This is a genomic window from Rhizobium sp. 42MFCr.1 (genome assembly GCF_000377185.1).
Lineage (GTDB): Bacteria > Pseudomonadota > Alphaproteobacteria > Rhizobiales > Rhizobiaceae > Rhizobium > Rhizobium altiplani.
Genome location: NZ_KB897826.1, coordinates 22,108 through 44,676 on the forward strand (window position 1 = coordinate 22,108; position 22,569 = coordinate 44,676).

Sequence of the window (22,569 nt, forward strand, 5' to 3'; positions counted from 1 at the left end):
ACTTGGCTATTTCACCTCCGAGTGATCTGGTCCTGGATGTTGTCAAAGCTGCCGACCCGCTCGAGGTGCAGGCAGCCCAGGAAAAACTGAAGGCAAACCAGGCGGCGTTTGCCGCCAACAGTCTCGCCGAAGCCGGCAACGGCTTTACCTCGGCCGTCGATATTCTCGATCGCGCCGCGGGCAAGACCGGTTTGAGCGACAGCAAAAACCGCAGCACCAAGACAGAAGAGGTGCCGGAAACCTACCGCAAGTTCGAGGCCATGGTCCTGCAGAACTTCATCAAGAACATGCTGCCGAACGACAGCGAAGAAGTGTACGGCAAGGGTGCCACCGGTGATATCTGGAAGGGCATGATGGCCGAACAGCTCGGCAACGAGATTTCGAAGGGCGACGGCATCGGCATTGCCAAGCAGCTCTATCACGATGCGCTGAAGACGCAGGAAGGCAAGGTCGCCAACGCTTCCACCGATCAGGACGATCGCAACATGGCGATGAGCATGATCGACGACTTCCAGCGCAAGACCTTCGGTACACCAACTGCGGACAACAAGTCCGCCAATGACGCCTGAGAAAATCGAGGACAAAAATGGAAATAATCTCGAACGACTATCGTATCAAATCGGTTCTTGGACGCCTCGAAATGATCATCGACAACGAGAACACGCGTATCGGCAACGATCCGCAGTTCGATCTCAAGGTGTCGAACACGCACAAGAGCCGCTGCCTCTACGAGCTGTCGATGCTCTTCCGCGACACAGACCCGAAGGAACTGGCTGCCACGCATCTTGATCAGCTGCATGGGCTCAAGAAGAAGCTGGTGCTGAACGCACGGCGCGTCGAAGCGCATCTGGAAGCGGTCCGCACCGTTGCCGATCTCCTGAAGAATGCAGTCCAGGATGCGGACGCCGACGGCACCTATTCCCAAGAGCAATTCGTAGCACGTGACGCTTGATGATTAAGCTCGTTCTGACAGGCGTCTGGGTTTGCGCGATCACGCTGGCATCGGTCTATTTCTCGGTGCACATGGCAACGGCACCTGCGCCGGCCCCCGATGATGCCAAGCAAAGCCAGCTCGAGCTTGTAAAGGGCGAGACGATCACCGTGCCGATCATCGCCGACGGTACAATTACCGGCTACTTCCTCGGCAGGATCTCTTTCATGATGAACAAGGACGCGGTGAAGAACGTGTCCTTGCCTCTGACGGAAATGACGACCGACGAGCTCTTTACATTGCTCGTCGGCAACAAGATGATCGACATCTCCAACATGAAATCCTTCGATCCGAACGCCTTTCGGGAGATGATAAAGAAGGACGTCAACCAGCATCTGGGTGGAGAGTATATCGAGCAGGTCATGCTGGAACAGCTCGACTACCTCCCCAAGACGAGTGACTCCGGACAACACAAGAGGACGGGCAAGCCCGTCAACGTCGTCGCTCCGGAACCAGTAGCGGATTAAAGCTGCCAGAGAGTGACTCGGTCCTTGCTTTAAGCGGCGCCCTTGGGGCGCCGTTTCTGCGTTTTTGTGCCGACTGTAGACGGTTAATAATTCCTTCCACCAAGGGGCGAAATTCAAACGGTTTTCCTAAGAGATAGTTGAAATCGCGCTGTTACAAGACCGGCCCGATGGGCTGACTGTGCACTGACATTCTGTTTCTCGGAATTCTCTCATGCGCTCCCAGGCCAACGCCACCGGTCGATTTTGAATCGTCTGGTGCGGCTATGTGATCTGTTCGGGGATGCATGCGCATGAAACACTATCGTCAGGAAACCGGCATGAACCTGATCGCGAATTTCGCGGTCTTGTCGTCGCGCCGCGCGATTTTCGATCTGCCGGTCTGCGACCTAGGCTGGGATGACGCCCTGGTGCTTTTCAATGAACTCCTGTCGATACCGGTCGGGCAGATATCCGTTTCCTTCGTCACCGCGCGCAACATGCTCATGGCGCTGCGCGACAGCGGCTATCGCGCCGTTCTTGCACAAAACCTGCTGCTTCCCAATGGTCCAGGTTTCAACATCGCGTCGAAGGTGGCGCATGGCTCGCCGTTCCCTGCCAGCTTGAGGGCCGGCGATTTCGTGCCGGCGCTGCTGACGTTCATGGAGACACCGCGCCGCATCGGCCTTATCGGCACGAACCCTCAAGAGGTTCGCCTGACTGCAGCGAAATTCCGTCGGCACGCGCCATGGCACGAGTTCACCGTCATTTCCGACACCCTCTCCCACACAGAAGGCAGGTCGCGGATCGTAGATCAGATCGACGGGCAAATGCTCGACATACTCGTCGTCGGAGCGCGCACTCCATTTCAGGAAAAATGGATCCAAGAGAACATCCGGGCGGATCACGCTCGCCTAGTGCTTGCTGTCGGCGACCTGTTCGATGTCGTGGCCGGTATGATCCGCCCCGTGCCGAAGATTGTACGGACGGTGGGACTTGAACGCGCCTATCGCTGGACGCAATGGCCGGCGCGCCCTGGCCTTCGTTCCGGCCTGGGCTTTGCTGCCTTCCTGTACTACGCCCTCCGGTACGACGGAACGCCGCATGCGGATACGGAACTGACCGACGCAAGGCCCGCCAGTTAACCTTTTCTTTGCCATGAACTTTTAGTGTTGGTTAACCCGTCCGCTTTCGCGGATGGCTTCGACCGTTCATACGCATGAGATCTGGCGATGTACGACAACAACCCGAGAAGCCAAGCCTTCCGCCGACCTGTGGCGGTCGAGGGCGAGCGTGTGGCGATGCCATCCAAAACTGCGGCCGCGATGCCGGCTGCGGAGGCAGAATTGCTCGGGGTGATCGAGCGTGCGCTCGAGCGGCAGCGGGCCAGCCGTGATGCCGAGGCGCCGCCGCCGCTTGTCAGCCGCATCGAAACGATCCTGGGCAAGCGGCTCGAGGCTGCGAACGATGCAGCGGCTGCCGCGATCGATCCGTCCTCTGTTGTGCCTTCGGAAGTTACATGCGCCACAGAAGCGACAGCGACCCCGAACGTGGCCACGCTGCCTACCGAACACAGTGCACCGAAATCGCAGCGTCTGAAGCCACTTGCGATAGTTGCTCTCATCTCCGCATTGGGCGCGGCGAGCGGTGCCCTGATCCCGGCCGAAACGGCGCGCTATAGCGCTGACGCTGTGTTCGCTGTCCAAGGTGACGGCGAAGGCCGTGCGGCCGTCGCTAAAGCGGCCGAGAAGACGCTTCGGTCTTCCCACGCGATCGCCGCAACGGTCGCTGCGTTGAAACTCGATCGCGATCCGGAATTTTTCGGCCTCTCCTCGGATGCGTTTGCGGTGGCTGTCGACCTGCTTTCGACCGATGGCGCTGCCGCCGATCCGCTTTCGCACGCAGAAGCGTCGCTCGTTTCCGCAATCCGCACCACGAGCGACCCTCACGCCGGCACCATCGATGTCCAGGTGACGACCGGCAGCGCCGAGAAATCCGCGCGCATTGCGAACTACCTGGCGTCTGTCGTGACAGGCTCAGGAACCACAAAGGCCGCGGTCGAAGACGGGTCGCTGAAGAAGGCGGCCGACGCGGCGCAACTCGATCTTACGGCCTTCACGCAGAAAAGTGGCGAAGGCAACGTGAAGGTTGCCATCGATCTGCAGCGGCAGATCGGGAGCATGGACGCGGAACTGAAGGCAGGGGACGAGCGAATTGCTGCTGCCCAGGAAAGGGCCCGTCGTCTGAAGGCGGCGAAGGTTGGCGATGTCATTGCCGGTACGCTGGATGCGGACCTCATGTCGCCGACGCTCGTCGATCGCCGCGACAAGTATGTGGCGGCACAACTGTCTCTTTCACAGCTGTCGGCCAATCTCGGTCCCCGCCATCCCCGCTTGCAAGCTCAGCAGGCAGAGGTCGACGGCTTGAAAGCAGCGATCGGTGACGACATCGCCCGGCTGCTCCGCGAAACGACCGACGAGATGAAGCAGGCGACAGTCGAGAAGCGGCAGCTAAGCGACAGTCGCAATGCACTGATTGCGCAAAGCAAGGATACGGGTGTCGACCTGGCGAAACTCGCCGAGCTTCGCGACAAGGCGAGTGCGGCACGCCAGCGCCTTGAGGATGCGATCACGACCGGAGCGGTGACGCCTGGTGCCGGCAGCCTGCGACTGCAGAAGGCGGTGCAGGTCGCCGCAGTGCCGGCGGAGGAGGGCTGGCTCCCCACGTTGCTCGGCGCCTTTGCTGGCCTCGCATTTGGTCTTGCGACAGTGTCTTTCAAAGCGCGCGCCAGGTTCACGGCGTCCGCAAGGAAGGAACCGTCGCTGCCCACTCCCGCCCCGAAGCCGGTTGTCGTGGCGCCATCGGCAGCTGAGCCTGCCGCGATGCCGCAGGAAGTGGACATTATACGCGCGGAGCTCGCCGCCATGCGCGAAAGGTTGCGTACCCGGCAGGCGGCATCCTGACCAGCTGCGACACGATTGTTCTTGCATTTGCCATTTTAGGCAGGATAGGGCGTGGACAGGCAAATCGCGCTGGGCGCCACCGGCTACAATGGGCGAAAGCAAGGGCAGGAGATAGTCTTGACGACAGTGATTGATGGCAAACAGGTCGCAGCTTCCGTAATCGAAACGGTGAAGGCGGCGACATCGGCGCTGGACAAGCAGAGCGGTGTCAAGACGGGTCTTGCGGTCGTGATCGTTGGCAATGATCCGGCCAGCCACGCCTACGTCAACTCCAAGAGCAAGATGGCGAAGGAATGCGGCTTCAAATCCGTCCAGCACACTTTGCCTGTCGAGACCACGCAGGATGAGTTGGCGGCACTCGTCGCGTCGCTGAACAACGACCCCTCGATCCACGGCATCCTTGTGCAACTGCCGCTGCCGAAGCATCTGAAATCCGAACCGATCATCCAATCGATCCTGCCGGAAAAGGATGTCGACGGTCTGCACGTCGTCAATGCCGGCAAGCTTGCAACCGGCGATCTTGTAACGGGCCTGGTATCCTGCACGCCAGCCGGCGCGATGGTCTTCGTGCGCCGCACGCACGGCGAAGATCTCTCCGGCCTGAATGCCGTCGTCATCGGCCGCTCGAACCTGTTCGGCAAGCCGATGGCGCAGTTGCTGCTGAACGCCAACGCGACGGTCACCATCGCTCACTCGCGCACCAAGGATCTGCCCGTTGTCTGCCGCAATGCGGATATTCTGGTTGCCGCCGTTGGCCGGCCGGAAATGGTCAAGAGTGATTGGGTGAAGCCCGGCGCCACGGTCATCGACGTCGGCATCAATCGCATTCCGGCTCCCGAGAAAGGTGAAGGCAAGACTCGTCTGGTCGGGGATGTCGCCTTTGAAGAGGCGGCAAGGGTCGCCGATGTCATTACGCCGGTTCCGGGTGGTGTGGGCCCGATGACCATTGCGATGCTGATGGCCAACACCGTCATTGCCGCCCATCGCACCGCCGGTCAGACACCGCCGACATTCTGATCCTGCCGTGGAGCAGGGCCCGTTGAGGCCCTGACGATCAGCTCGGTCTTCCAGAGCTCCTGCTCCGGGAAGGGCCCTTCCTGCTTGATCGTTCCGATGAGCCGTTGAGCGATGCGCACGCCTGCCGCCCGAAGCGAGGATCGTGTCGTCGTCAGCGGCACCGAGAAGTTCTCGGGCTTCAGATGTGGCAGGACGTCGTCATGCGCGATCAGCGAGATTTCCTCCCCGAGCTTCAGGCCGGCCTGGTTTACGGCGCGGATCGCGCCAAGCGCCAACACCGTACTGGAGCAGAGGATGGCCGTCGGCCGCTCCGGCTTCTGCAGAAAGCGCTCCATTGCGGTCTGGCCAAGCTCGTCCGTCATTGATGTGTGGCTCATGTGATCGTCCGGAAGCGACAATCCCCGCTCGGAAAGTGCGGCAATCATTCCGTTCTTGCGACGGATCGCAAAGTCGAGATGCTCCGGCCCGTTGAGCAGGGCAAAGCGCGTATGGCCGAGCTGAAGCAGCAGGCGCGCGGCATCGTAGAAAGCGCCTTCATTGTCGATGTCGAGGTAGGGATAGTCCGGCTCGGAGCCGAAGGAGCGGCCATGCACGAGGAAGGGCATCGAAAGCGACTTCAGCATCGGTAGTCGCGGATCATGGCCGCGCATATAGGCGACGAACAGCGCATCGACATTGCCGCTGATCGCAAGCCGCTTCAGCGCGCCGACTTCGTCGTTGGGATCGGCCGGCATGATCACGAAATGAAAGTCGTGGCGCACGGCCTCCTCGCCGAGGCCCGTCAGGAATTCGCCGAAATGGACGTCCGAATAGTGGTCGGGAGCGGTTGGCATTACGAGGCCGATGGAACCGGCCTTGCCGGTCGCAAGCCGCTGGGCCGCCTTGTTCGGACGGTATCCGGTTTCCTTGACGGCCTGCAGCACGCGCTCGCGCGTCGCCTCATTGACTTCGGGGTAGCCGTTCAATGCGCGGCTTACCGTCGTCTGCGACAGTCCAAGCAATTCCGATAGCTGTTTGAGATTCACGTGTTATGCTTCCTCCGCTCGCACTGGCCGCCAGCTCCCAATGGCATCCAAAGCGCTTTCAATTATGTAGCAGCTGCACCGCTTGACTCAAGCAAAATCGCGCCATATTCCCAAGGGTGTGGCGTCGGTACTTCGGGGATAACAGGGCCGCGTCTGCTGCCATTTTCGCGAAATAGCTTGACTCTTTTCCATCGAAAGTGAAATGAGTGCATTTGTCAAAGCGCTTTGGAACGGCATCCAAATAGTTTCAAAAGTGCGGTTGGGATTGTGATGGGAGGTTGATCACATGAGAAAGACGTTTTTGATGGGCGTTGCCGCGGCGGCGCTTCTTGCTGCGGGTGCCGCGTCGGCTGCCGATCTGAAGTTTGCCCCCGGGCAGGATTCGAAGTTCAACTGGAAGAGCTACGACGACTTCAAGGCTGCACATGCCGACCTGAAGGGCGAGCAGATGACCATCTTCGGGCCATGGCGCGGTGAAGACGAAGCCTTCTTCCGCAGCATTCTGGCCTATTTCACCGAAGCGACCGGCGTGGACGCCAAGTACTCGTCTTCGGAAAACTATGAGCAGCAGATCGTCATCGACACGCAGGCCGGCTCGCCGCCGAACATCGCGATCCTGCCGCAGCCGGGCCTTCTCGCAGATCTCGCCGGCAAGGGCTTCCTGACGCCGCTCGGCGATGAGACCTCTGCCTGGGTCAAGGAAAACTATGGCGCCGGCGACAGCTGGGTTGGCTATGGCACCTACAAGGGCAAGGACGGCAAGGAAGCCTTCTACGCCTTCCCATATAAGGCCGACGTGAAGTCGCTTGTCTGGTATGTGCCGGAGAATTTCAAGGAAGCAGGCTACAAGGTCCCGACGACCATGGAAGAGCTCCATGCCCTGACCGACCAGATCGTCAAGGACGGCGGCGTGCCGTGGTGCATCGGCCTCGGCTCCGGTGGTGCGACCGGCTGGCCAGCAACGGACTGGATCGAAGACATCATGCTGCGCCAGCAGAAGCCTGATGTTTACGACAAGTGGACGACCAACGAAGTGAAGTTCACCGATCCGGCCGTCGTTGCCGCGATCGAGGAATTCGGCTCCTTCGCCAAGAACGAGAAGTATGTCAGCGGTGGCGTTGCAGCCGTAGCTGCGACCGACTTCCGCGACAGCCCGAAGGGTCTCTTCGGCGTGCCGCCGAAGTGCTATCTGCATCACCAGGCTTCATTCATTCCGTCCTTCTTCCCAGAAGGCACGAAGCTCGGTCAGGATGCCGACTTCTTCTATATGCCGACCTATGCGGCGCATGCCGATCTCGGCAAGCCGGTTCTGGGCGCTGGTACGCTCGTAACCGTCACGAAGGACTCCAAGGCCGCCCGGGCGTTCGTTGAATTCCTGAAGACGCCGATCGCACACGAAGTCTGGATGGCGCAGTCCAGCTTCCTGACGCCGTACAAGGGCGTCAACACGGCAGCCTATGCAAACGATCAGATGAAGCGGGAAGGCGAGATCCTGACGACTGCGACGACTTTCCGCTTCGATGGTTCCGACCTGATGCCTGGCAAGATCGGCGCGGGCGCATTCTGGACAGGCATGGTCGATTTCGTTGGTGGCAAGTCTGCGGAAGACACCACCAAGCAAATTCAGGGTGCCTGGGACGCGATCAAGTAACATCGCCTGAGTTCCATGCCGTCGGTTGCGGCGGCATGGTTGAAATACATGGCCGGATACTGGGAGTGTCCGGCCACTGTCGCCTGTCGCGTCGAGCGATGGCGGCGTGACGACATCGGCGCGCATACCCGTCAGGACAGACAGGGTAGCAGGGGGAGGGACGAATGCTGTCGCAGATAGTTTCCGCTTTGGGGGTCGTGGTCGTGGCGGTCTTCGCCTGCTCGGCCTACTTCTATTTTTCCAACAAGATCCTGGATTGGTCCCTGCCGGTGAAGGATGGTGACATTCATTCCGCAGCGCGCAACCTGAATCGCCGGGCGATGATCCGCCCGTGGCTGTTCATCGGGCCGGCCCTTCTCCTCCTTGTCGTCTACCTCGTTTATCCCGTGGTCGCGACGCTGATCCTGTCCTTCTATGACCGCTCCGGTGAGCAGTTTGTCGGCTTTGCGAACTATCAGTGGGCTTTCACCGACCGCGAATTCCGCCAGTCGATCTTCAACAACATCCTGTGGCTGGCGGTCGTGCCGGCGGCCTGCACCTTCTTCGGCCTCGTCATCGCCGTGATGACCGACCGCATCTGGTGGGGCAATATCGCCAAGAGCATCGTCTTCATGCCGATGGCGATCTCTTTCGTCGGCGCATCGGTTATCTGGAAGTTCATCTACGAATACCGCGGCGGCAACGATGTGCAGATCGGCCTCCTCAACGCGATCGTCCAGCTGTTCGGCGGGACGCCTCAGGTATGGATCTCGGTTCCCTTCTGGAACAACTTTTTCCTGATGATCATCCTCATCTGGATTCAGACCGGTTTTGCGATGGTAATCCTGTCCGCGGCGCTCCGGGGCATCCCTGAGGAAACCATTGAAGCCGCCGTCATCGACGGCGCAAACGGCTGGCAGATCTTCTGGCGCATCATGGTGCCGCAGGTCTGGGGTACGATCGCCGTTGTCTGGACCACGATTACCATTCTCGTGCTCAAGGTCTTCGACATCGTGCTGACCATGACCAACGGTCAATGGAATACGATGGTGCTCGCCAACCTGATGTTCAACTGGCTGTTCCGAGGCGGTGGTGACTCCGGCCGAAGTGCTGTTATCGCGCTGATCATCATGCTGGCCGTGACGCCGATCATGGTCTGGAACGTCCGTCGCGCCAATCGCGAGCTGGGAGGCCACTGAGATGACGCTTACCCGAGATTTCTTCAAGATCGGCCCCGCCCGTCTCTTTGTCCACTTTGCGGTCCTCGTGATCGTCGTTCTGTGGCTGATCCCGACGCTCGGTATCTTTGTCAGCGCGTTGCGCGACAAGGACCAGCTCGTCGTCTCCGGCTGGTGGACGGCCTTTGCGGGCTCGTCACGCACCGTTGCCGTGCGCCTTGGACAGCCCGACCAGCAGAAGCAGGAAGGCGCCATTTACGTCATTTCGGGCAATGTGCTGGAAGGACAGCAGGGGCGCTCCATCCGCGCTTTCGGCACGCGCGTCCAGCAGCCGTCCGCCTACAAGGCGGGCGAGACGGCTGATCTCGGCGACGGCGTGTCGCTCACCGTCGCAGCCGACGGCAACTATCGCTATATGAAGTATGCCGCCTTCGGACCGGATGACGGCGGCCGCCGTGTCTACATTTCCGTTGCCACGCCGCCGGAATTCACGCTGCAGAACTACAAGAACGTTCTGACCAGCGAGGGTATCGGGCAGTCCTTCATCAACTCGCTGACTGTCACCATCCCGGCGACGATCATCCCGATCCTGATCGCCGCCTTCGCGGCCTACGCGCTGAGCTGGATGGAGTTTCCGGGGCGCGCGTTGCTGATCGCGCTTGTTGTCGGCCTTATCGTCGTGCCGCTGCAGATGTCGCTCATTCCGCTTCTGCGACTTTACAACGGCATCGGCGCACTGCTCGACGCTCCGTCGAAGACCTATCCCGGCATCTGGTTCGCGCACACTGCCTTCGGCATGCCGCTCGCAATCTATCTGCTGCGCGCCTACATCGCCGGTCTCCCGAGGGAAATTATTGAGTCCGCCCGCGTCGACGGCGCCAGCGATTTTGAAATCTTTACCCGTATCGTACTGCCCTTGTCCTTCCCCGCGCTCGCATCCTTTGCGATCTTCCAGTTCCTGTGGGTGTGGAACGACCTGCTTGTCGCCATGGTCTTCCTCGGCACCGACAGGGACCACCTCGTGCTGACAGGCGCGCTGAACGCGCTGCTCGGGTCACGGGGTGGCAACTGGGAAATCCTGACGGCCTCGGCCTTCGTCACCATTGTCGTACCGCTGCTCGTGTTCTTCGGCTTGCAGCGCTATCTGGTGCGTGGTCTGCTCGCGGGCTCGGTCAAGGGCGGTTAGCAACCCAAGACGATCGAACAGGAAACATGAGCATGGCATCCCAATCCATTTTGACGGCCGACAAGGACTGGTGGCGCGGCGCGGTGATCTATCAGATCTATCCGCGCTCCTACCAGGACTCCAATGGCGACGGCATCGGCGATTTGAAGGGGATCACCGCCCGGCTGCCGCATGTCGCCGCCCTCGGCGCCGACGCGATCTGGATCTCGCCTTTCTTCACTTCGCCAATGCGCGATTTCGGCTACGATGTCTCCGACTACGAGAACGTCGATGCCATTTTCGGCACGCTGGTGGATTTCGACACGCTGATTTCAGAGGCCCATCGCCTCGGCATTCGCGTGATGATCGACCTCGTCATCTCGCACAGCTCGGACCAGCATCCCTGGTTCGTCGAGAGCCGATCCAGCAAGACCAACGCGAAGGCCGACTGGTATGTCTGGGCTGATGCCAAGCCTGATGGCACGCCGCCGAACAACTGGCTGTCGATTTTCGGCGGTTCCGCATGGGCGTGGGATCCGACGCGCATGCAGTACTACATGCACAACTTTCTGACCTCGCAGCCGGACATGAACCTGCACAATCCCGAGGTTCAGGACCGGTTGCTTGATGTCGTCCGCTTCTGGCTGAAGCGCGGCGTCGATGGCTTCCGCCTCGATACGATCAACTTCTACTTCCACGACAGGGAACTGCGCGACAATCCGGCGCTCGCCCCCGAGCGCCGCAACGCTTCAACCGCTCCGGCGGTCAATCCCTATAACTTCCAGGAGCACCTTTACGACAAGAACCGGCCGGAGAACCTGGAGTTCCTGAAGCGGTTCCGCGCCGTGCTCGAGGAGTTTCCGGCGATTGCTGCCGTCGGCGAGGTGGGCGACAGTCAACGCGGTCTTGAGATCGTCGGCGAATACACGTCAGGCAATGACAAGATGCATATGTGCTATGCCTTCGAGTTCCTGGCGCCCGACCCCTTGTCGCCCGAACGCGTCGAGGAGGTGATGGAAGACTTCGCGGCCGCGGCACCCGATGGCTGGGCCTGCTGGGCGTTTTCCAACCACGATGTCATGCGCCATGTCAGCCGCTGGGGCTCGCTGGTCGCCGATCACGATTCATTCGCCAAGCAGTATGCGTCGCTCCTGATGACGATGCGCGGTTCCGTCTGCCTCTACCAGGGCGAGGAACTCGGCCTGACCGAGGCCGATCTCGCCTATCAGGACCTGCAGGATCCTTACGGCATCCAGTTCTGGCCGGAATTCAAGGGCCGTGATGGTTGCCGCACGCCGATGGTTTGGGATAGCCAGGTCGCCCAGGGCGGCTTCTCGACCGTCAAGCCGTGGCTGCCGGTTCCTGTCGAACACATCCTGCGCGCCGTCAGCGTCCAGCAGGGCGACGAGAACTCGGTCCTCGAGCACTATCGCCGCTTCCTCGCCTTCCGCAAGCTGCATCCGGCCTTTGCCAAGGGCGAGATCGAGTTCATGGAACCGCAGGAGGACGTGCTGATTTTCGTGCGCGAGTACGGCAACGAAAAGCTGCTTTGCGTCTTCAACATGAGCGCTACCGAAAGTGCCGTCGTTTTGCCTGCCGGTGACTGGCAGGCGTTGACGGGCCACGGCTTCGTCAGCAATAACTACGGTGAGAAGATCGATATTCCGGCATGGGGAGCGTACTTCGCTCGTCTCGCCTGACGACTTGAGGAGGAGGATTTAATGACTGGACTGACGCTCAAGGATATTCGCAAATCCTACGGTTCCGTGGACGTTCTCCACGGCATCGATCTGGAGATCAAGGAGGGCGAGTTCGTTGTGTTCGTCGGTCCTTCGGGCTGCGGAAAATCCACCCTGCTGCGCATGATTGCCGGCCTGGAGAACATTACCGGTGGCGACATGTATATCGATGGCCAGCTGGTCAACGATGTGCCGCCGTCGAAGCGCGGCATCGCCATGGTGTTCCAGTCCTATGCGCTCTATCCGCACATGACGGTCTACGACAACATGGCGTTCGGCATGAAGATCGCCGGCGAAAACAAGCAGGAGATCGATCGCCGTGTTCGTGCGGCGGCCGACAGTCTTCAACTCGGCAAATATCTCGATCGCCTGCCGAAAGCGCTCTCCGGTGGTCAGCGCCAGCGTGTTGCCATCGGCCGCGCCATTTGCCGCAATCCGAAGGTCTTCCTCTTCGACGAGCCGCTGTCGAACCTCGACGCAGCTCTCCGTGTCGCGACCCGCATCGAGATCGCCCGCCTGAGCGAGCAGATGGCCGGCACGACAATGATCTACGTCACGCACGACCAGGTCGAGGCGATGACACTTGCCGACCGCATCGTCGTTCTTTCCGCTGGCAACATCGAGCAGGTGGGCGCACCGCTGGAGCTCTACGAGCGTCCGGCCAATCTCTTCGTCGCCAAGTTCATCGGCTCTCCGGCCATGAACGTCATTCCGTCGACGATTACCGAGGCTGGCAACTCAACGACGGTGACGCTGACCGGCGGCAAGTCCGTAACGCTGGACATTCCGACGGCGGGCTCTGAGAAGGGCAAGACCGCGAGCTTCGGCGTTCGCCCCGAGGATCTACGCATCGCCGGTGCCGGCGACGACTACCTCTTCGAGGGCGAAGTCTCGATCGTCGAAGCGCTCGGCGAAGTGACACTGCTCTACATCGAGGGTCTCGTTCCGGGCGAGCCGATCATCGTCAAGCTGCCTGGCATTTACGATATCAAGAAGGGCCAGAAGATGCACTTCTCGGCCGACCGCTCCAAGCTGCATCTTTTCGATGCGGAAGGGCGCACGTATCGTAAATAAAGTTGCCTCGTTGCGAACGAGAAAAATCAGGCCCGGGGACCGCGATGTGTTGCCCGGGCTTTGTTATGTATTTGATCGAAAACGGGTTTATTCTTGCAGGTTCGCTGCGGCGTTCAGTGTGTATAGCGTGCCGGATCGAAACTCCTCTCACCTTCTGTTAAACATCGCCAGCTAGTATTTCCTCATTGAATATCGAAGGGAATACGGCGGTGGCAGCATCGAATCCAATGCCTTCCGGGCAGCACTTTCTAAATAAGGAGGAATCCTTCATGTACGACCGCGAAGTGCGGTTCAAAATGGAGGATACGATGAATGCCGCACGCATCGAATATACTGAGAAGGGCGTCATGCACATGGCGTCCCGGCGTTGCGATATCATTCGCATTTCGAAGAGCACGGCCGTCCTCGCGCTCCTCACCCAGTACGCCCTTCCGAAGCAGTTCTATCTCGATATCCCGGATGCACGCATCACCAAGATCGGCTGCATGCTAACGCGGGTGAATGCCAACAACACGATCGAAGTTCGCTTTCTGCGCATGCTAAATGATAAGGAACTCAACAAGATCTTCGTCTACAGCACACACCCGGCACACCGCGATCGCGTGCTCGACATCCGCGGCTGATTTCGCCAAGCATCAAAAGCAAAGCCCGCGAGTTTCCTCGCGGGCTTCGTTGTTTCTAGAGCGGGCTATTGCCTCAATGGAAGAGGACGCTGGCCCCGCGATCCGAAGGACCGACGGCGCGGCGGAAGGGCGAAAACAGCTCGCGGCCCATGCCGAATTCGTTCTCGGAAAGATCGGCAACCACGGACTCGCGTTCCGCCAGATCGGCAGCATCGACCAGAACCTCCAGCGTGCCGGCGATCGCGTCGAGGCGAATGATGTCGCCGTCCTTGATGCGAGCGATCGGACCACCATCGACAGCCTCCGGCGTCACGTGGATTGCAGCCGGAACCTTGCCCGAAGCGCCGGACATACGGCCGTCGGTCAGAAGTGCCACGCGGAAGCCGCGATCCTGCAGCACGCCGAGTGGCGGCGTCAGCTTGTGCAGTTCCGGCATGCCATTCGCCTTCGGTCCCTGGAAGCGAACGACGGCGATAAAGTCCTTGTTGAGCTTGCCTTCCTTGAAAGCGTCCTGCAGTTCCTGCTGGCTGTGGAAGACGATGGCCGGCGCTTCGATGACGTGGCGGTCCGGCTTGACTGCAGAGATCTTGATGACGGCCTTGCCGATATTGCCGCGAAGCATTTTCAGGCCGCCATTGGCCTGGAAGGGGGTTTCGATATTGGCAAGCACCTTCGGGTCGACACTCTTTTCCGGTGCCGGTTCGCGCACGATCGTGCCATCGTCACCGAGGCGGGGATCGATCGTGTAAGCCTGCAGGCCATGGCCGAAGACCGTACGAACGTCGTCATGCACCATGCCGTGCTTGAGCAGCTCCTTGATAAGGAAGCCCATGCCGCCGGCGGCGTGGAAGTGGTTCACGTCGGCAAGGCCGTTCGGATAAACGCGCGCCAGCAGCGGCACGATCTCGGATAGCTCGGCAATATCCTGCCAGGTCAGCTGGATGCCTGCTGCCCGCGCCATGGCGACGAGGTGTAGCGTGTGGTTCGTCGAGCCGCCGGTCGCGTGCAGGCCGACGACGCCGTTGACGATAGAGCGCTCATCGATCATCTCACCGGCCGGCGTGTATTCGTTGCCCTGGGCCGTAATCGCCAACGCACGCTTGGCAGCTTCGCGTGTGAAGGCTTCGCGCAGCGGAGTGCCTGGATTGATGAAGGAGGAGCCAGGCATATGGAAGCCCATAATCTCCATCAGCATCTGGTTCGAATTCGCCGTGCCGTAGAAGGTGCAGGTGCCCGGACCGTGGTAGGACTTCGACTCTGCTTCCAGCAGTTCGGCGCGGCCGACCTTGCCTTCGGCATAAAGCTGGCGCACGCGTGACTTCTCGTCGTTCGGCAGGCCCGACGTCATCGGACCGGCCGGCACGAAGATCGCCGGCAGATGCCCGAAGGAGAGGGCGGCGATGACAAGGCCGGGCACGATCTTGTCGCAGACGCCGAGGAAAAGCGCGGCATCGAACATATTGTGGGAGAGGCCCACGCCGGCAGCCATGGCGATCAGGTCGCGCGAGAACAAGGAAAGCTCCATTCCTGGCTGCCCCTGGGTGACGCCATCGCACATGGCAGGAACACCGCCGGCGACCTGCGCGATGCCCCCGGCTTCCGCTGCCGCCTCGCGGATGATCGCCGGATAATGCTCGAAGGGCTGGTGCGCGGAGAGCATGTCGTTGTAGGAAGTGATGATGCCGAGGTTTGGCACGCGGTCGCCTGCAAGCGCGTCCTTCTCGGCGGGGGAACAGACCGCAAAGCCGTGCGCGAGGTTGGCGCAACCGAGAACCGAGCGGCTTACACCCTTGGAGGTCGCATTGCGCAGGCGCTCCAGATAAAGTCCGCGTGTCGGCTTCGATCGTTCGACGATGCGGGAGGTGATCGCAGAAATGCGTGCATTAGCGGACATGGGAGGTATCCTGCCTTGTTTGCTCTTCAGTTTTTCGTTCGCGGCTATCTGCCCGAAGGCTTATGGAGCCCAGTAGATTTCGACGGGGCTCGCCGCCCGCCGCAAAATGGCGCGGATCGGCATCTCTGCCTCGTCGCCGGCGCTCTGCGCTTTCGTCAGGACGTCCTTCTTGCTCTCGCCTTCGATGTGAAGCACGAGCAGCTTTGCATCCTGAAGGCTGGAGAAGGTGAAGGTGAGCCGCGGCTCGCCCGCGCCCTCCGCCTCCATGGTGATGATACCACGCGGCGTGTTGGGGTCGAGCGCGACCTTCAGATTGCTGCCGCGCGGAAAGAACGAGGCGGTATGGCCGTCGCCGCCCATTCCGAGGATCGCCACATCGAAGGGATTGCCGATCGTGGCCGTCGCGCTCGTCGCAAGCCTCGCAGCCTCCTCGACCGAGCCTGCTGCCTGGTAGAGCGGCAGGAAGTTTGCAGCCTTCGCCTTGTTCCGCAGGAGGTTTTCGGCCACCAGCAGATGGTTCGAGCGCGGATTGTTCGCCGCTACGAAGCGTTCGTCGACGAGTGTGATGGTCACTTTGTTCCAGTCGAGATCGCGGGCCGAAAGCTCTTGGAAAAACAGTTTCGGCGTCGAGCCGCCGGAAACGGCAAAGGTTGCCGCTCCCCGTGCGTCGATTGCCGCGGAAAGCGACGCAGCGACTTTGTCGGCAAGGTTGCGAGCCAGTTCCGCGCCATTGGCAAAAGCATGCATCGTCGCTGCCATCGTTCTTTATCCTACAGGTTGTCGTGCCAGGTGCGGCCGTCACGCTCGATGAGCGCGATCGACTGGCTGGGGCCCCAGGTGCCGGCGGTGTATCCCTGTACCTTCTGGCCGGTCGAATCCCAACCCTTCAAGATCGGGTCGACCCACTGCCATGCGGCCTCGACTTCGTCGCGGCGCATGAACAGCGTCTGGTTTGAACGAATGACGTCCATCAGCAGCCGTTCATAGGCGTCCGGATTGCGGACCTGGAAAGCGTCGGCAAAGCTCATGTCGAGCGAGACGTTGCGGAGGCGCATGCCGCCCGGGCCCGGATCCTTGATCATCAGCGACTGCTTGACGCCTTCATCAGGCTGCAGGCGAATGATGAGCTGGTTTTGGTTGATACGGCCGGCGGACTGGTCGAAGACCGAGTGCGGGATCGACTTGAAGGTGATGACGATTTCCGACATGCGGCCGGCAAGACGCTTGCCGGTACGGATGTAGAAGGGAACGCCAGCCCAGCGCCAGTTGCCGATTTCGGCCTTGATGGCAACGAAGGTTTCGGTGCTCGAAACGCCGCCTTCGAGCTCCTCAAGGTAACCCTTGACCGGACCGCTGCTGGAAGCGCCGGCGCGATACTGGCCGCGAACGGTATTGGTCTCGACGTTCGATGCATTGATCGGCTTCAATGCGCGCAGCACCTTCAGCTTCTCGTCGCGGACGGCCTCGGAGTCCATCGAGGAGGGGACCTCCATCGCGACCAGGCAGACGAGCTGCATGATGTGGTTCTGCACCATGTCGCGCAGCGCGCCAGCGGTGTCATAATATCCGGCGCGGCCTTCGAGGCCGACCGACTCGGCAACCGTGATCTGCACGTGGTCGATATGGTTGGCGTTCCACAGCGGCTCATAGAGCGCATTGGCAAAGCGCAACGCCATCAGGTTCTGCACCGTTTCCTTGCCGAGATAGTGGTCGATGCGGAAGATCTGCTCTTCCTTGAAGACCTTGCCGATCGTGTCGTTCAGCTGCAGGGCGGAAGCAAGGTCGCGGCCGATCGGCTTTTCAACGACAATGCGCGTCGACTTGGTGATCAGCTTGTGGTCATGAATTTTCTGCGAAATGTCGCCGAAGATGCCCGGAGCAACGGCGAGGTAGAAGGCGCGCACGCGATCCTTGCCTTCGTCCAGAAGCTTCTTGAGCTGATCCCAGCCGGCATCCGAACGCGCATCCACCGGCACGTAGTACAGGCGCTGCAGGAACTTCGTAACCTCGGCCTCGTTGTATTCGCCCTTCTTGAGGTGCTCCTTCAGGGCGTCCTGGGCAAACTTGCGATATTCCTCGCTCGTCAGCGGGCTACGCGACGCGCCGATGATACGGGTCGGTTCGGAGAACTGCCCCTCGATCTGACGATGGTAAAGGGCAGGCAGCAACTTGCGTTCCGCAAGGTCGCCGCTGCCACCGAAAACGACATAATCAAAGGGTTCAACGGGGATGGTTTGGCTGCTCATGAGGATGTCTCTCAATCAGACGGGTTATTGGCTCTTTAATCTAATCGATTTAAAAAAGCCAGTGTGCGATGCAATGAATCTCTCGGAAAGAGGTTTTAGATCGAATTGCCGGGCGATGAAATCCGCAATCTGACTAAAACTTGTCGCGCAGTGCAAACCAGGAGAGCGCCAGGAAAAGCAGCGGCGCGCGCATGGCCGCACCCCCGGGAAAGGCCGGAATATCGAGCGACTTGAAAAGATCGAGATCCGCCGATTTTCCCAGAACCGCTTCGGCATAGAGCTTTCCGCAGTAATTGGCGAGCATGACACCATGACCGGAATAGCCGCCGATCGACGTCACGCCAGGCATGACCTCGCGCACAAAAGGCTGACGCGGCATGGTGATGCCGACCGAACCGCCCCAGGCATGCGTGATCTCGATGTCCCGAAGCGCCGGGTAAATCTCGGCGATCTGCCGGCGGATGTGCTGCGTTATGTCGCGCGGATTGTCGGCCGTATAGGCTTCGCGCCCGCCGAAGAGCAATCGTCCGTCCTTGGACTTGCGGAAGTAGCGCACGACAAAGCGCGAGTCGGCCACGGACTCGCCGCCCGGCAGCACCTGCGGATGCGCGTCGAGCGGCACCGTGGCGCCAATGAAGGAGCGGATAGGCATCACGTGACTTGCCGTCACCGGCTCGAGATTGCCGACATAGCCGTTGCAGGCGATCAGCGCCCTGTCGGCAGTGATCGTGCCCCTTGGCGTCTCGATCAACACCTTGCTGCTGCCATGAAGGATCGCCGAGGCCTTGGTCATCTCGAAGATCTGCGCGCCGGCATTGGCGGCAACCCGGGCAAGGCCGATCAGCAGCTTCAGCGGATGGATGTGGCCCGTCCCGATGTCGCGAACGCCGCAGTGGTAGCGCGTCGAGCCGAGCCGTTCCTGCGTTTCGGCTTTGTCCATGAAGCGCACATGCGGATAGTTGTAGCGCATCGCCGCGATCTCGGCGTTTTCGTAGTAGTCGGCCCTGTAGCTCGGCTTGTGTGCAACGTTCATCTGCCCCGGCATGTAGTCCATGTCGATCTGATAGTCGGTCGCGAAATCCATGAGATGGTGCTTGGCCGCCTCGGCGAGATCGAACAGCGCGCGCGAACGCTCGTAGCCGATCTTTTCCTCAAGCTCTTCCGGCCACCAGCGTTGCCCGGTGCCGAGCTGGCCGCCGTTGCGCCCCGAGGCGCCGTCGCCGAACCGGCACGCCTCGATGAGAACCACCGAGACGCCGGATTTGGCGAGATTGTAGGCGGCCTGAAGGCCGGTGTAGCCGCCGCCGACGATTGCGACGTCGCATGTCTTCGAGCCGTCCATTTCCGGGTAGGTCGGCCGCTCGCCTGATGTTGCCTGATACCAGGAAATGCCGGGCGCAATCGGGCTCTGCCATCTCTCCTGCGATGTCATGATGAAGCCCTCCCTAAACATTCAGCAGAAGGAATTCGCGCTCCCAGGGGCTGATCACCTGCATGAAAGTTTCGAATTCTCCGCGCTTCACACCGGCGTAGATGCCGAGGAACTCCTTGCCGAACACTTCCTCGAAGGCTTCCTCGTCTTCCATCAACGCGACTGCTTCCAGAAGGCCGCGTGGCAGTTCGATCGAGCCCTCGTTTGCCGTATCCTCTGTTGGTGCTGTCGGCTCGATGCCCTTCATGATGCCGAGCAGGCCCGATGCGAGCGAGGCGGCGAGCGCAAGGTAAGGGTTGGCATCCGAACTCGGCAGGCGGTTTTCGACGCGCCGTGCCTGCGGATCGGATACCGGGACGCGGAACGCCGTCGTGCGGTTGTCATAACCCCAGGCATTGTTGACGGGCGCCGACATGTCAGGCGTCAGCCGCCGATAGGAGTTCACATAGGGCGCCAGCATCACCATGGAACTCGGCACGTATTTCTGCAGGCCGCCGATGAAATGGAAGAACTCACGAGAGGCGGAACCATCAGGGTTGGAGAAGATGTTCTTGCCGGTTTCCTGGTTCACGACCGACTGGTGGATGTGCATCGCCGAGCCAGGCTGTCCCTGCATCGGCTTGGCCATGAAGGTGGCATAGATGCCGTGCTTCATCGCCGCTTCGCGGATCGTGCGCTTGAACAGGAACACTTGGTCGGCAAGTTCGATCGGATTGCCGTGGCGCAGGTTGATTTCCAGCTGCGCCGGGCCTTCTTCGTGGATCAGCGTATCGATCTCGAGACCCTGCTTTTCCGAGAAATGGTAGATGTCGTCGATCAGTTCGTCGAATTCGTTGATGCCGGCGATCGAATAGCCCTGACCCCCGAGGATCGAACGGCCGGAGCGGCCCTTCGGCGGATGCAGCGGATAATCCGGGTCATCATTCTTCGCCACGAGGTAGAACTCGATCTCGGGCGCCACGATCGGCTTCCAGCCGCGATCGCCATAGAGTTTCAGCACGCGCTTCAGAACGTTTCGCGGCGTGTAGGGGACCTCTTCCCCATCCACGCTAACGATATCACAGATCACCTGCGCCGTCGGGTCGGTTTCCCAGGGGACGACCGAAAGCGTCGAAAGGTCAGGCACCAGCTTCAGGTCGCTGTCGCGCGGCTCGTAGCGGAAGCTTTCCGTCTCGTCCGGATATTCGCCGGAGATGGTGTGACGGTAGATCGCCGAAGGCAGCGCAAGCGAGGTGTTTGACGTGAACTTGGAACTCGGCATCATCTTGCCGCGCGGCACGCCGGCAAGATCCGGCGTAATGCATTCGATGTCTTCAATGCCGCGCGCCCGTAAGAACTGCGCTGCTTCCTTCCAGTTTTCCACGCCGCGCTGATGTCCGGGGTCCGGGGGTGTCTTCTTCGAGGCAGGTACGTTTCTGGCAGGCTTCAGCGTCGTCTTTTTTGGGGACATGACACACCGGTTTGCGTTGATCGTGACGGCATCATAGCTGGAGTTTGGCAATTGGCGAGGGGGACGCACGTTGACTTTCGCCTCTTGATGGAAAAAGAAGATGCCTTTCGACAAGGGAAGTGGTTTTGCAGCGAAAAAGCGATGTGATCGTCATCGGCGCGGGCGCAGCCGGCATGATGTGCGCCATTCGCGCCGCTCAGCGCGGCCGCTCGGTCATCGTTCTCGACCATGCGAAATCGCCGGGCGAAAAGATCCGCATCTCCGGGGGGGGGCGCTGCAATTTCACCAACATTCACGCCGGCCCCAAGAGCTTCCTCTCCGCCAATCCGCATTTCTGCAAGTCGGCGCTGGCGCGCTTCACGCCTTCGGATTTTATTGCCATGGTCGATCGTCATCGGATTGCCTGGCGCGAGAAGACGCTTGGGCAGCTGTTTTGCGACGACAGCGCCAAGGACATCATCCGCATGCTTCTCGATGAGATGCAGGCTGCCGGAGCGGCGTTGCATCTGCGCACCGAGATCGCGGACGTGGAAAAGAGCTGCGAAGGCTTCCGCATCTCGACGTCGGAGGGGGCATATGAATGTCGCTCGCTGGTGATCGCGAGCGGCGGCAAGTCTATCCCGAAAATGGGTGCCACGGGCTTTGCCTATCGCATTGCTGAGCAGTTCGGCCTTCCCATGGTGGAGACGCGGCCTGGACTTGTGCCGCTGACCCTGGATCAGGCGACGCTCGAAAGCCTTTCCGACCTGTCGGGCATATCGGCGCCAGCCGAAATCCGTCACGGCAAGACAGCATTCCGCGAAGCCCTGCTGTTCACCCATCGCGGCCTCAGCGGGCCTGCGATCCTGCAAATCTCCTCCTACTGGCGCGAGGGCGAGGACATCACCGTCGACATCGAGCCCGATGTCGATCTGTTCGAACATCTGAAGGCGGCGAAAAGGGTGAATGGCCGGCAGTCCGCTCAGACGGCGCTGGCCGAGATACTCCCGAAGCGGCTGGCGCAATATATGGCCGACCGAGAAGGCATCGTCGGCCATATGGCCGATCTTTCCGACAAGGTCCTGGCGCGTTTGGCCGAAGCGATACAAAGCTGGAAAATCAAGCCGTCTGGCTCTGAGGGCTACAGGACTGCCGAAGTGACGCTCGGCGGCATCGATACGACGGGGCTCGACTCCCGTACCATGGCGGCGAAGAGTATTCCGGGCCTCTATTTCATCGGTGAATGTGTCGACGTGACCGGCTGGCTCGGCGGCTATAACTTCCAGTGGGCCTGGGCTTCGGGCTTCGTCGCCGGTGAATCTTTATAGGCGCGAAACTATCTGCTCGATTCAAGAGTTCTTAAGAAGGGTGCGCCATCCTGCCTCATGACGGAATGGAAAAGCACTTCCTAAATAGAGCTTTACCAACAGGTCGTTTTGTTGGATTGTTGTGTCAGAAATGAAGTGAGGTTCTGCAAAATGAACAGGAACGCACGACGCGCCCGCGCCATTGCAATCGCTCAAGCCAAGCCCGACAACAAGCTCGTTGCCGCACGCTACTTCGTCCTCTCTGCCAGTGCATTGGCCGCCGTGGCCGCTCTCCTCCTCGCACGTTGGTTCTGACACTCCCGATCTCGGATCTGTGAGCATCGGCCGCATTCGGGCCGCCGGCCATCTCTGGGCCAAATCGATTTGACCACCGCTAAAATCGATTTGATTGC

20 protein-coding genes are annotated in these 22,569 nt (G+C 60.4%); 14 read left to right on the top strand and 6 right to left on the bottom strand.

The genetic code is table 11. From position 1 onward, the window contains the following. Window positions 1–2: 2 nt before the first annotated feature. From C934_RS0111185 to folD, 6 genes are all read left to right on the top strand, one after another. A complete protein-coding gene (locus tag C934_RS0111185; protein WP_018856812.1) occupies window positions 3–569 on the top strand; it encodes a rod-binding protein in 567 nt (188 codons plus the stop codon). A gap of 17 nt (window positions 570–586) precedes the next feature. Continuing rightward, window positions 587–952, top strand: coding sequence for a hypothetical protein (locus C934_RS0111190; RefSeq protein WP_018856813.1), 366 nt, complete (start codon window positions 587–589; stop codon window positions 950–952). Beyond that, entirely contained in the window at window positions 952–1,458 is a 507-nt protein-coding gene (locus tag C934_RS0111195) for a membrane protein (protein WP_018856814.1), read from the top strand. The genes C934_RS0111190 and C934_RS0111195 overlap by 1 nt, the downstream gene beginning before the upstream one ends. Window positions 1,459–1,775: 317 nt before the next feature. Then, window positions 1,776–2,579 carry a WecB/TagA/CpsF family glycosyltransferase gene (locus C934_RS31875; protein WP_018856815.1) on the top strand — a complete coding sequence of 268 codons (804 nt, stop codon included), beginning with the start codon at window positions 1,776–1,778 and terminating at the stop codon, window positions 2,577–2,579. An 87-nt stretch (window positions 2,580–2,666) separates the two neighbouring features. Next, window positions 2,667–4,397: a hypothetical protein gene (locus tag C934_RS0111205; protein ID WP_018856816.1), complete on the top strand. Its 1,731-nt coding sequence runs from the start codon at window positions 2,667–2,669 to the stop codon at window positions 4,395–4,397. Window positions 4,398–4,514: 117 nt separating this feature from the next. Then, window positions 4,515–5,414 carry a bifunctional methylenetetrahydrofolate dehydrogenase/methenyltetrahydrofolate cyclohydrolase FolD gene (gene folD / locus C934_RS0111210; RefSeq protein ID WP_025659516.1) on the top strand — a complete coding sequence of 300 codons (900 nt, stop codon included), beginning with the start codon at window positions 4,515–4,517 and terminating at the stop codon, window positions 5,412–5,414. Here folD and C934_RS0111215 read toward each other — a convergent pair. After that, the gene (locus tag C934_RS0111215; protein WP_018856818.1) at window positions 5,393–6,439 is read right to left on the bottom strand and encodes a LacI family DNA-binding transcriptional regulator; all 1,047 of its coding nucleotides are present in this window, start codon (window positions 6,437–6,439) and stop codon (window positions 5,393–5,395) included. The genes folD and C934_RS0111215 overlap by 22 nt on opposite strands. 286 nt (window positions 6,440–6,725) lie before the next feature. Between C934_RS0111215 and C934_RS0111220 the strand changes: the two genes are divergently transcribed. From C934_RS0111220 to C934_RS0111245, 6 genes are all read left to right on the top strand, one after another. Then, on the top strand, window positions 6,726–8,090 hold the full coding sequence (locus tag C934_RS0111220) for an ABC transporter substrate-binding protein (RefSeq protein WP_018856819.1): 1,365 nt from the start codon (window positions 6,726–6,728) through the stop codon (window positions 8,088–8,090). Between the two features lie 164 nt (window positions 8,091–8,254). Continuing rightward, window positions 8,255–9,268 carry a carbohydrate ABC transporter permease gene (locus tag C934_RS0111225; RefSeq protein WP_018856820.1) on the top strand — a complete coding sequence of 338 codons (1,014 nt, stop codon included), beginning with the start codon at window positions 8,255–8,257 and terminating at the stop codon, window positions 9,266–9,268. A gap of 1 nt (window position 9,269) precedes the next feature. After that, window positions 9,270–10,433, top strand: a complete 1,164-nt coding sequence (locus tag C934_RS0111230; protein ID WP_018856821.1) for a carbohydrate ABC transporter permease — start codon at window positions 9,270–9,272, stop codon at window positions 10,431–10,433. 26 nt (window positions 10,434–10,459) lie between these two features. After that, entirely contained in the window at window positions 10,460–12,112 is a 1,653-nt protein-coding gene (bglA, locus tag C934_RS0111235) for a beta-galactosidase BglA (protein WP_026371746.1), read from the top strand. 21 nt (window positions 12,113–12,133) lie between these two features. Then, window positions 12,134–13,225, top strand: coding sequence for an ABC transporter ATP-binding protein (locus tag C934_RS0111240; RefSeq protein WP_018856823.1), 1,092 nt, complete (start codon window positions 12,134–12,136; stop codon window positions 13,223–13,225). 269 nt (window positions 13,226–13,494) lie between these two features. Beyond that, window positions 13,495–13,848 carry a hypothetical protein gene (locus C934_RS0111245; RefSeq protein ID WP_018856824.1) on the top strand — a complete coding sequence of 118 codons (354 nt, stop codon included), beginning with the start codon at window positions 13,495–13,497 and terminating at the stop codon, window positions 13,846–13,848. A gap of 73 nt (window positions 13,849–13,921) precedes the next feature. On the opposite strand, the gene edd is transcribed toward C934_RS0111245, so the two are convergent. The 5 genes from edd to C934_RS0111270 all read right to left on the bottom strand — a co-directional run bounded on the left by edd (window position 13,922) and on the right by C934_RS0111270 (window position 20,870). Further along, window positions 13,922–15,742, bottom strand: coding sequence for a phosphogluconate dehydratase (edd, locus tag C934_RS0111250; RefSeq protein WP_018856825.1), 1,821 nt, complete (start codon window positions 15,740–15,742; stop codon window positions 13,922–13,924). A 60-nt stretch (window positions 15,743–15,802) separates the two neighbouring features. Further along, complete coding sequence (gene pgl, locus C934_RS0111255) at window positions 15,803–16,501, bottom strand: 6-phosphogluconolactonase (RefSeq protein WP_018856826.1); 699 nt, start codon at window positions 16,499–16,501, stop codon at window positions 15,803–15,805. An 11-nt stretch (window positions 16,502–16,512) separates the two neighbouring features. Then, on the bottom strand, window positions 16,513–17,988 hold the full coding sequence (zwf, locus tag C934_RS0111260) for a glucose-6-phosphate dehydrogenase (protein ID WP_018856827.1): 1,476 nt from the start codon (window positions 17,986–17,988) through the stop codon (window positions 16,513–16,515). A gap of 133 nt (window positions 17,989–18,121) precedes the next feature. After that, on the bottom strand, window positions 18,122–19,420 hold the full coding sequence (locus C934_RS0111265; RefSeq protein WP_018856828.1) for an NAD(P)/FAD-dependent oxidoreductase: 1,299 nt from the start codon (window positions 19,418–19,420) through the stop codon (window positions 18,122–18,124). 13 nt (window positions 19,421–19,433) lie between these two features. Next, complete coding sequence (locus tag C934_RS0111270; protein WP_025659508.1) at window positions 19,434–20,870, bottom strand: glutamine synthetase family protein; 1,437 nt, start codon at window positions 20,868–20,870, stop codon at window positions 19,434–19,436. A gap of 125 nt (window positions 20,871–20,995) precedes the next feature. Here C934_RS0111270 and C934_RS0111275 point away from each other — a divergent pair, with 125 nt between their 5' ends. Both C934_RS0111275 and C934_RS35105 read left to right on the top strand, forming a co-directional pair. Next, a complete protein-coding gene (locus C934_RS0111275; RefSeq protein ID WP_198011811.1) occupies window positions 20,996–22,177 on the top strand; it encodes an NAD(P)/FAD-dependent oxidoreductase in 1,182 nt (393 codons plus the stop codon). A gap of 150 nt (window positions 22,178–22,327) precedes the next feature. Next, on the top strand, window positions 22,328–22,471 hold the full coding sequence (locus C934_RS35105) for a hypothetical protein (protein ID WP_018856831.1): 144 nt from the start codon (window positions 22,328–22,330) through the stop codon (window positions 22,469–22,471). The last annotated feature ends 98 nt before the right edge of the window (window positions 22,472–22,569 follow it).

Bases quoted from the DNA above. Each gene is read 5' to 3' on its own strand.
- C934_RS0111190 (WP_018856813.1), top strand. From the start codon at position 587: ATGGAAATAATCTCGAACGACTATCGTATCAAATCGGTTCTTGGACGC.
- C934_RS0111195 (WP_018856814.1), top strand. From the start codon at position 952: ATGATTAAGCTCGTTCTGACAGGCGTCTGGGTTTGCGCGATCACGCTG.
- C934_RS31875 (WP_018856815.1), top strand. From the start codon at position 1,776: ATGAACCTGATCGCGAATTTCGCGGTCTTGTCGTCGCGCCGCGCGATT.
- C934_RS0111205 (WP_018856816.1), top strand. From the start codon at position 2,667: ATGTACGACAACAACCCGAGAAGCCAAGCCTTCCGCCGACCTGTGGCG.
- C934_RS0111220 (WP_018856819.1), top strand. From the start codon at position 6,726: ATGAGAAAGACGTTTTTGATGGGCGTTGCCGCGGCGGCGCTTCTTGCT.
- C934_RS0111225 (WP_018856820.1), top strand. From the start codon at position 8,255: ATGCTGTCGCAGATAGTTTCCGCTTTGGGGGTCGTGGTCGTGGCGGTC.
- C934_RS0111230 (WP_018856821.1), top strand. From the start codon at position 9,270: ATGACGCTTACCCGAGATTTCTTCAAGATCGGCCCCGCCCGTCTCTTT.
- bglA (WP_026371746.1), top strand. From the start codon at position 10,460: ATGAGCATGGCATCCCAATCCATTTTGACGGCCGACAAGGACTGGTGG.
- C934_RS0111240 (WP_018856823.1), top strand. From the start codon at position 12,134: ATGACTGGACTGACGCTCAAGGATATTCGCAAATCCTACGGTTCCGTG.
- C934_RS0111245 (WP_018856824.1), top strand. From the start codon at position 13,495: ATGTACGACCGCGAAGTGCGGTTCAAAATGGAGGATACGATGAATGCC.
- edd (WP_018856825.1), bottom strand. From the start codon at position 15,742: ATGTCCGCTAATGCACGCATTTCTGCGATCACCTCCCGCATCGTCGAA.
- pgl (WP_018856826.1), bottom strand. From the start codon at position 16,501: ATGGCAGCGACGATGCATGCTTTTGCCAATGGCGCGGAACTGGCTCGC.
- zwf (WP_018856827.1), bottom strand. From the start codon at position 17,988: ATGAGCAGCCAAACCATCCCCGTTGAACCCTTTGATTATGTCGTTTTC.
- C934_RS0111265 (WP_018856828.1), bottom strand. From the start codon at position 19,420: ATGACATCGCAGGAGAGATGGCAGAGCCCGATTGCGCCCGGCATTTCC.
- C934_RS0111270 (WP_025659508.1), bottom strand. From the start codon at position 20,870: ATGTCCCCAAAAAAGACGACGCTGAAGCCTGCCAGAAACGTACCTGCC.
- C934_RS35105 (WP_018856831.1), top strand. From the start codon at position 22,328: ATGAACAGGAACGCACGACGCGCCCGCGCCATTGCAATCGCTCAAGCC.